At 61.2% G+C, this 8680-nt stretch carries 5 protein-coding genes and 1 pseudogene; 4 read left to right on the top strand and 2 right to left on the bottom strand.

Translation table 11 applies throughout. The annotated features are described in order from the left end of the window. Positions 1-65 precede the first annotated feature (65 nt). Together L1069_RS19075 and L1069_RS19080 are read right to left on the bottom strand one after the other, a co-directional pair. Positions 66-3107, bottom strand: coding sequence for an efflux RND transporter permease subunit (locus L1069_RS19075; RefSeq protein ID WP_129373505.1), 3042 nt, complete (start codon positions 3105-3107; stop codon positions 66-68). Between the two features lie 10 nt (positions 3108-3117). Then, a complete protein-coding gene (locus tag L1069_RS19080) occupies positions 3118-4158 on the bottom strand; it encodes an efflux RND transporter periplasmic adaptor subunit (RefSeq protein WP_237456732.1) in 1041 nt (346 codons plus the stop codon). A gap of 871 nt (positions 4159-5029) precedes the next feature. On the opposite strand from L1069_RS19080, the pseudogene L1069_RS19085 reads away from it, so the two are divergent. The 4 genes and pseudogenes from L1069_RS19085 to L1069_RS19100 form a co-directional block, all read left to right on the top strand. After that, positions 5030-5540 (top strand): annotated as a pseudogene (locus L1069_RS19085) (transposase); the annotation flags it as partial. 189 nt (positions 5541-5729) lie between these two features. After that, a complete protein-coding gene (phnY, locus tag L1069_RS19090) occupies positions 5730-7178 on the top strand; it encodes a phosphonoacetaldehyde dehydrogenase (protein ID WP_237456733.1) in 1449 nt (482 codons plus the stop codon). 334 nt (positions 7179-7512) lie between these two features. Next, on the top strand, positions 7513-7698 hold the full coding sequence (locus L1069_RS19095) for a phage integrase N-terminal SAM-like domain-containing protein (protein ID WP_237456734.1): 186 nt from the start codon (positions 7513-7515) through the stop codon (positions 7696-7698). A 106-nt stretch (positions 7699-7804) separates the two neighbouring features. Continuing rightward, positions 7805-8680: DUF4158 domain-containing protein (locus L1069_RS19100; RefSeq protein WP_275423094.1), on the top strand; the 876-nt coding region annotated here is incomplete at its 3' end.

An 8680-nucleotide genomic window follows, 5' to 3' on the forward strand; every position in this document is an offset into this window, starting at 1 on the left:
GCAAGCGGCCCGGCAGGATCAGGCGGCGGGCCTGATCCTGGCCCCGGTTTGCAGATGGCGGAGGGTTAGACCCCCGCCATTTCCTGTTTCTCCACCCCGCGGAAGAAGATCAGGTAGAACACCGGCGCGGCCACCAGGGTAAGCACGGTGGCAAAGGCCAGGCCGCCCATGATTGTGATCGCCATCGACACAAAGAAGGCATCGGTCAGGAGCGGCGCCATGCCAAGGATTGTGGTCACCGCCGCCAGCATTACCGGACGCAGACGCGACACCGAGGCCTCGACGATGGCTTCGCGCAGGGGCAGGCCGGTTTCGCGCACCAGGTCGATTTCCTCGACCAGAACAATGCCGTTTTTGATCAGCATCCCCGACAGGCTGAGCAGCCCCAGGAGGGCGGTGAAAGTGAAGGGGAAGCCGGTGCCCAGAAGCCCGATCACCACGCCGTTCACGGACATCGGCACCAACAGCCAGATGATCACCGGCTGGCGGATCGCGTTAAACAACAGCACCGAGATCAGCACCATGATCAGCAGCGTCACCGGCAGCTGTTTGCCCAGCGACTCATTCGCATCGCCCGAGCTTTCATGCTCGCCGCCCCATTCCATCAGGTAGCCGGGCGGGATGTCCATTGCCTCGATGGTGTCCTGCACTTCGGCAAAAACGGTGGCGGCGGTCTGATCCGGCGGGATATCGGCGCCGACGGTCAGGGTCGGCAGCCGGTCGCGGCGGTGCACCAGGGTGTTTTCCATGATCACATCAACGCCGTCGATCATCTGTTCCAGCGGCACGAACTTGCCGGCCGAGGAGGAGAAAACCACCTGATCATAGATATTGTAGGGCTCCTGCGGTGCGAGGCGCACGATGATCGGGATCAGCCGGTCGCGTTCGCGGACCACCCCCACTTGCAGCCCGTCGGTGGAAAACTGCAGCGCGTCGGCGATGCCCTCGCGGGTGACGCCGGCGGTTTGCGCCCGGTCGTTGGCATAGGCCGGTTTCAGCACGGGTTCCTGTTCGCGCCAGTCGTGGCGCGGGATCAGGATATTGGCCGAGGCCGCTTCCAGCCGCTGAATGGCTTCCTCGCCCAGCCGGCGCAGCACGCGCGGGTCGGGGCCGGAAAAACGCACCTGGATCGGATCGCCGCCGCCGGGGCCGAACACCAGACGCTTGGTGCGGAATTCGCCCTCGGGGAACTGCGCCTGGCCGAACGCTTCGAGTTCGGCCTGCAGCGGCGGGATCGCATCCAGGGTTTCGGTGCGGATGATCAGATGCCCGTAGCTGGGGTTCGGTTTTTCGGCCGAGTAGGTCAGCATGAAACGGGTGGCACCCTGGCCGGAGAAAGAGGCGGTGGAGACCACATCATCGCGTTCGGCGAGCCAGTCCTCGAACACCTTCAGGTGCTGGGACGTTGTCTGGATCGAGGTGCCCTGCGGCAGCTTGTAGTGGACAAAGAACAGCGGTGTGTTTGAGTCCGGGAAGAACTGCTGTTTCACCTGACCAAAGCCGATGAAACAAACCACAGTTATGCCCGCCAGCCCGGCCACCACCAGCCAGCGCAGTTTCAGCGCCGACGCTAGGATCTTGCCATAGGTGCGGAACAGAAGGCCGCTGTAGGCATCGCTGCCGCCGTCCTTGCCCTGTTTGAAGAAATAATGCCCCAGCAGCGGCGTGGCGGTCAGCGCCAGGAGCCAGCTGAGCAGCAGTGAAATCGCGATGACTGCAAACAGCGAGAACAGGAATTCGCCCGTTGAATCAGGACTGAGGCCGATGCCGGCGAAGGCCATGATGCCGATGACAGTAGCACCCAGCAGAGGGATCTGGGTTTTTGATGCAGCGTCATGCGCGGCCTCGCGTGAGGTTTTGCCGCGCTGCATCGAGATCTGCATCCCCTCGGCAACCACAATGGCATTGTCCACCAGCATCCCCATGGCGATGATCAGCGCGCCTAGTGAAATCCGCTCCATCTCGATGGAGAACATGTTCATGAAAAACAGCGTGCCGACCACGGTCAGCAGCAGGGTGGACCCGACAACAACAGCGGCGCGCCAGCCCATGAACAGGGCCAGGACCACCACCACGATGCTGACCGACATCGCCAGGTTGACCAGGAAGTCGTTTGAGGCCTGATCTACCACCACATGCTGCTGGTAGATCGGTTTCAGATCCACGCCATAGGGGATCCGGCTGTCCAATGCGGCCAGTTTGGCGTCGACGTTCCGGCCCACCTCGACGATGTTTTCGGTGGCAAGGCCGGCAATGCCCAGGGTAAAGGCCTCAACCCCGTCGAAGCGGATCAGCAGGTCCGGGTCGCTGATGCGGCCGCGGTGAACGTCGGCCATGTCGATCACATTGACCACTTCGCCCTGCGAACCGATGGTGAGGCCCGCAATTTCCGTGACCGAGTCCGAGCCTTCCGGGGCGCTGAACCGGGTGTCCGCCGGCCCGGCATCAAGACTGCCGGCCGGGCGGACCGAATTGGCATTGGCCAAGGCGCTGCCGATGGCGTCAAACGGGATGTTCTGGTTGACCGCAACGGCCATTTTGGGTTCGACAAAAACGGCCTCGGGCGGCAGGCCAGTGATTTCCACATCGGCCACGCCGTCGACCGTCAGCAGCTCGCGCCGCAGGTAGGTGGCCAGCTCGTGTTTTTCGGCGTCGGTGTAGCCCTCGGCGGTGACTGCGTAGAACAGGCCGAACACATCGCCAAAGCCGTCATTGACGTAAGGCTGGCTGACGCCATCGGGCAGGGCGCGGGCCGCATCGCGGACCTCGGCGCGCAGTTTGGTCCATATCGCCGGCAGTTCGGTGCCGTCGTAAGTGTCCTGCATCTCCACTTCGATCAGCGAAGAGCCGGGCCGGTTCACTGAGGTGATCAGTTTCACCTCGCCCATTTTCTGGATCGCGGATTCCAGCGGTTCCGAGACTTCCAGCGCCACCTGGGCACTGCTGGCGCCGGGGTACTGGGTCGCGATGACTGCGGATTTGATGGTAAAGGCCGGATCTTCCAGGCGGCCCAGGTTCAAAAAGCCCCAGATCCCGCCAAGCAAAGCCGCCAGCATGATAAGCCAGGTGTAAAGCGGCCGGTTGATCGACCCGCGTGCAATGTCCATGCGCCCGCCCTCAGTTGCCGAAGCCGGTGAAGCGGCTGACCTGCTGGCCGTCTTGCAGCGCGGTGCCGCCGGTCAGCACGATCTCTTCGCCGCCGCTGAGGCCGTCCGCAATCCGGAAGTCGCCGTTCTGGGTCGCTTCAACCTTCACCGGGGTCCAGGTGACGGTGCCGTCCACGGCGCCTGCCGGGGCAAACACCATCACCCCGGTGCTGCCATCGGCGGCGGCGACCAGCGCGGTGCCGGGCACCCGGATCGCCGCATCGCCGGTGTCAACGCGCACATTCACCGTGGCCGAAGCGCCGGGCAGGATCTGGCGGTCGTCGGGCGGGGTCAGGCGGAAGGTCACCCGGTAGGTCTGGCCGACGCTGCTGGCCTCAGCGTCGAATTCCAGAATTTCCAGCGGATAGTCTGTGTCCTGGCCGGGGAATTTGGCCGCAATCGTCAGCACATCGCTTTGATCGGCCTGCTGGAACAGAACCTCGGGCACGTCCACCTTGATGTGCAGTTCGGACATGTCGTGCAGCCGCACAATCGGGGTGCCGGCGCTGACGGTGGTGAATTGTTCCACCTCGCGGCTGGAGACCAGCGCATCAAACGGGGCATTCAGGGTTGCATGGCCAAGCGCATAGTCGGCATCCCGCAGGGCGACACGGGCCAGGCCTGCCTCGGTTTCGGCGTCGTCGATCGAGACCTGGCTGACGGTGCCGCTCAGCTTTTCCAGCCGCACCACGGTGCGGTCGGCCTGTTCCTTGCGCAGCTGCGCCTGTTCCAGCTGCAGTTCGAACGGCTCAAGATCCAGTTCGGCAATCAGCCCGCCCTGCGCGACAGAGCCGCCTTCGGTGACCGGGAATTTCAGGATCTGCCCGCTGACCTGGAAGGCCAGATCAACCGTCTGTTTGGCGGCAACCTGGCCGAAAAACTGCCGCTCCAGCAGCAGGGAGTCCGATGAGGTTTGCAGCAGTTTCACGGGCTTCAGCGGTTCCTGTGCCGCGGCGGCCGCGGATAGGGCGGCAATACCGCCCGCAAGGGCAAGGGATCTGCTCCAACGCATTCTAGTCACTCCTTCCGGGCGGTTTTGCCGCCTGTCCGCATCATTGTTTTGTTCGCTGCCACGCCCGGCCGCGCAATCAGCCAATACCCGCTCTGCCGGGGAATTTGCGGCCTATATCCCAGTTGCAGGAACTTTCCTGTGAACGAGGTCACAATGCAACGGTTTCCAAAGGGCATGCGGTTTTCCTGCCGCACAATAGCGCAGGCCGGGGCGTGTATCCGTGCGCGGCGCAAGAGATGGTGTTTGATGACATGACAAGACGTTTGCCTTCTTCGGCGGCTGTGAGCGATACCTGAACCGCGGCTTCTATTGCCTTCGAGAGAAGGGGGCCGACCCATCTCTTCCATCATCTTTTCCCTGAAGACTTCTGCCGGGATCTTCCGCCCCAGGCATTTCCGGGGTGTGTTGTTGAGGCGGTCGCAGAGCATCGTCAGTTCATGATCTGAGACTGCCGCCAAATTGAGCTTGCGAGGCAGCGCCGCAGCCGCCGGTTTGTATTCCCGACAGTGCCTTTCTGCCAGGGCGAAGACGGATCGCAAAACCAGGTTTGCGTTCCTGTCCCGGCTTGCAGATGCGGCCGGCCGACACGCTTGACCAGCGATGTCACATTCGATTGCCCAATGCGTTGTTTGAACAAGACAAGATCAGCCTCCCAATGCCCAAACTGGCGCCGGTGTGCGATATCATCCGGGTGGAATAGGATGCTGACATCACGGTCGAACTTGGGCTTCTGGCTCTTTCTGGCGCGGCGTGGCCGCCGAGACTTCCGGTGTTCGGGCAGATACCGCCAGAGCTCATCAGTCATGCCTTCTTTGCAGTAAATGGGTGTTGCTGCAGAACTCTGACTTCTGAGGATTCACATCACGAATCCATGCGGTTAGACGGGGCAGATAGCAAGCCCGCACCTGCCCGCAACCGCACGACGAACTGGTCCAGCTGCAACGCCGCGTTGCGCAAGCGGGGCTCGCTGCTGATCTGGGTGAACAAGGACATGACCTGGCGCGCGCCGCAGGCAGGCCGCAGGGATGGTGTCGAGCCTGCTGCGGCTGGCAGGTCTGGATCGGCCCGTGTCCGGCTTCTCCACCCTCTGCCGCAGGCAGAAGACACTGGCGGTGCAGATCCCGTATCGCCGCATGGACGGCCCGCGTAACCTGCTGGTCCCCTCTCGTGACATCACTGCGTGATGCACTGCCGGGCAGCGGACAGCACCGGGATCAAGTTCCTTGGGGATGGCGAATGGCAGGCCCGCAAGCCGCATCGAGGTCAAGGTTCGCTGCCTCAAGGCCTTCGGCGAGCGCATCGCCGCAAGAGACCCCGAGCGCAAGACTGCCGAAATCCACATTCGCATCGCTCTCATGAACCGCTTCAACGCGCTCGGCACCTCCGCTCACCGCCACGACCTGGCGGCGCTGAAAGAACCGCTGCGCAGCCATGGCGGGCTGACCGAACAGGAAGTACCGTTTATTGTGAACCGAGTCCTTGATCTGCCTGGCCAGCCCGAGGAATTGCGCAACTTTGACGCCTTCTTCTATGCCACCGCTGCGGCGGCTCTCTAATCCATGGGTGAAATTATGACCAATACTGAGATCCGGAATGAAGGGATGCGGATCGGCGGCGAGATCGTCTTTACCGATGAAACTGTCCCGGTTCATTACCCCTATACCAATGAAGTTGTTGGATATGTTCCTGCCGGCAAGGCCGAACATGCCCGCATGGCGTTTGAGGTGGCAGCGAACTACACGCCCAAACTCACCCGCTATGAGCGCGGCCGGATCCTGCAGCGCGCGGGTGTGCTGATCGGGGAGAAGCGCGAGTGGCTGGCCAAATGGCTGACACTGGAGCTGGGCATCTGCCACCAGCACGCGATCTATGAAACCAAGCGCGCCCAGGACGTCTATCAGTTTGCCGCGGCCGAGGCGCTGAAGGATGACGGCGAGATCTTTTCCTGCGATCTCACCCACAACGGCAAGGCGCGCAAGATCTTCACCAAGCGCGAACCGGTCAAGGCGATCTCGGCGATCACGCCGTTCAACCACCCGCTGAACATGGTGAGCCATAAAATCGCGCCGTCGATTGCCACCAACAACTGCATGGTTTGCAAACCGACCGAGCTGACGCCGCTGACCTGTATTGCACTGGCCGATATCCTTTATGAGGCCGGGCTGCCGCCGGAGATGTTTCAGGTGGTCACCGGCTGGCCTCAGGACATTGGCGACGAGATGATCACCAATGAAAACATCGACATCATCACCTTCACTGGCGGCGTGCCGGTAGGCAAGATGATCGCCGAAAAAGGCGTCTACAAACGCCAGGCGCTGGAGCTGGGGGGCAACGACCCGCTGATTGTGCTGAACGATCTGCCGGACGCGGACCTGGACAAGGCCGCCGCCATCGCCGTGGCCGGCGCCACCGGCAACTCCGGCCAGCGCTGCACCGCGATCAAGCGTATTCTGGTTCAAGAGAGCGTCGCGGACCGCTTTGTGCCGCTGGTCCTGGAAAAGGCTCGTGCGATCAAATTCGGCGACCCGCAGGACCCGGCCACCGAGCTGGGCTGCGTCATCCACGACAAGGCCGCCGAGCTGTTCGAAAACCGTGTGCTGCAGGCCGAAAAAGACGGCGCCGAGATCCTGTACCACCCGCCCCGCCAGGGCGCGCTTTTGCCGCCCATCGTGATTGACAGGGTGCCCCACGGCAGCGAGCTGGTGATGGAGGAGACCTTTGGCCCGATCGTGCCCATCGTCCGGGTGCCGGACAATGACGCCGAGGTGATGAAGATTTCCAATTCCACCGAGTTCGGCCTGTCGTCAGGCGTCTGCACCAATGATCTGAACCGGGCGATTGCCTATATCAACGGTTTGGACGTGGGCACCTGCAACATCTGGGAACAGCCCGGCTACCGCATCGAAATGTCCCCCTTCGGCGGCATCAAAGACAGCGGCAATGGTGTCAAGGAAGGCGTCATAGAAGCCATGAAGTTCTTCACAAATGTGAAGACCTACTCCCTGCCATGGCCGGAATAGCGCCGCCTGTGAGTTAGGGGTCCGGCCAAGGCCCGGCAGAGACACTCCCTGCCCGCCGGAGGGGAAGCAGCTTTGGCCGTCCAATCCCCTGCCGGCCCAACCGCTCCGAACGTGCACAGATGGGGGTAAAGAGGAACACAAGGAGAACTCACGATGGGGTGACCGTTCGCTGCGCGTTGTTCGAATTGGTAAAATGCGGACTTGGACGAAACCGCTCTCGCGGTACAGGCGCTTGTGGCGTGTGTTGCGCGTTGATGTGTGTGGCGTGGATTTTGCGAGCTGACGCACCTGTCTGACGATTGGGACCTTCTCTATCTAATGACAGGAGGGCCTGATGACCGGTCAATATGTTCCCAAGCTGCGCCAACGCTTTCTTGAAGATATGCGGATCAAGGGTCTGCAGCCGAAGACACAGACGATGTACCTGCGTGCGATGCGCGATTTCACGCGGTTTCCGGGGCATGCGCCGGATAGCGCGACGCAGGAGGAACTGCGCGCCTTTCAGGCCCAAGGGGCCTGAACGTGGAAAAGCGGCCAAAATTAAGAACATTTGTGACCGATTGATGTTGCGCTGACCTCAAGACCCGTAACCAATTGCTTTCATGCGGTATTTTTGAGTTGGGCAGCTGGCTAACAACGCGGCACGCGATTGGAGCTTGTCCTTTCAGGATATGGATTTTCTATCGTCGCTGCCCCAGTCTGTTTGTCTTGAGGTGGCACTACAAACTTGCAGCGCTCGCTGCGCAGGCAGGTTTGTCGAAGACTGGGCCAATGTCGATGACAATACAGTCGACTATGTCGCCTCCCAACTCGACATGCAGGCTATTCGCCCTCATCGGTTGTTTTCTGACCGGGCTGCTCGCCGCTATCGGCTGGAGATCGCCAAGCACCTTGGTCTATCCCGAACACAGGCGAACCATCGCGCTGTGCTCGAAGTTTGGTTGCGTGATTTAACTTGCCCAAATGGTGGCTCAATTGGTGACATGCTTGACCAATGCTATCGCTGGTTTCGGGAAAGACGTTTGCTCCCGCCAGCCGAAGGCATCCTGGCGCGTTCCGTTCGAACCGCATGGATTGCATTTGTAGATGGTCTATTAGCTGGCATCGCAAGGGCGCTGCCACCAAAGGCGTCAGAAGCATTTGAGGCCAGCCTGACAGATCCGCGTGGCAGTCATGGGTTTCAGCGTTTGAAAGGCGATGTTGGCGCTGCAACGCTGGAAAGCGTACTGGATGCTGCTGACCGGCTTGCCTTTATTCAAGGTCTCGACTTGCCATTTGATATGATGTCCAGCGTTGATCCGTCATGGATCAAGATTCTGGTGCGCCGGGTTGAGGGAGAGACTGCCTATGAGGTGGGGCGGCACAAACGTGAAAAACGCCTTGGATTACTGGCTATCCAAACAACGTCGCGAAGAGCAAAGCTGATTGATGGGCTGGTGGACTTGCTGATTGAAGTCGTGCACCGCATCGGCACGAAATCCCGGCGCAAGGTGATCGGCAAG

Source organism: Leisingera sp. MMG026, from assembly GCF_021654205.1.
GTDB lineage: Bacteria > Pseudomonadota > Alphaproteobacteria > Rhodobacterales > Rhodobacteraceae > Leisingera.

Bases quoted from the DNA above. Each gene is read 5' to 3' on its own strand.
- L1069_RS19075 (WP_129373505.1), bottom strand. From the start codon at position 3,107: ATGGACATTGCACGCGGGTCGATCAACCGGCCGCTTTACACCTGGCTT.
- L1069_RS19080 (WP_237456732.1), bottom strand. From the start codon at position 4,158: ATGCGTTGGAGCAGATCCCTTGCCCTTGCGGGCGGTATTGCCGCCCTA.
- phnY (WP_237456733.1), top strand. From the start codon at position 5,730: ATGACCAATACTGAGATCCGGAATGAAGGGATGCGGATCGGCGGCGAG.
- L1069_RS19095 (WP_237456734.1), top strand. From the start codon at position 7,513: ATGACCGGTCAATATGTTCCCAAGCTGCGCCAACGCTTTCTTGAAGAT.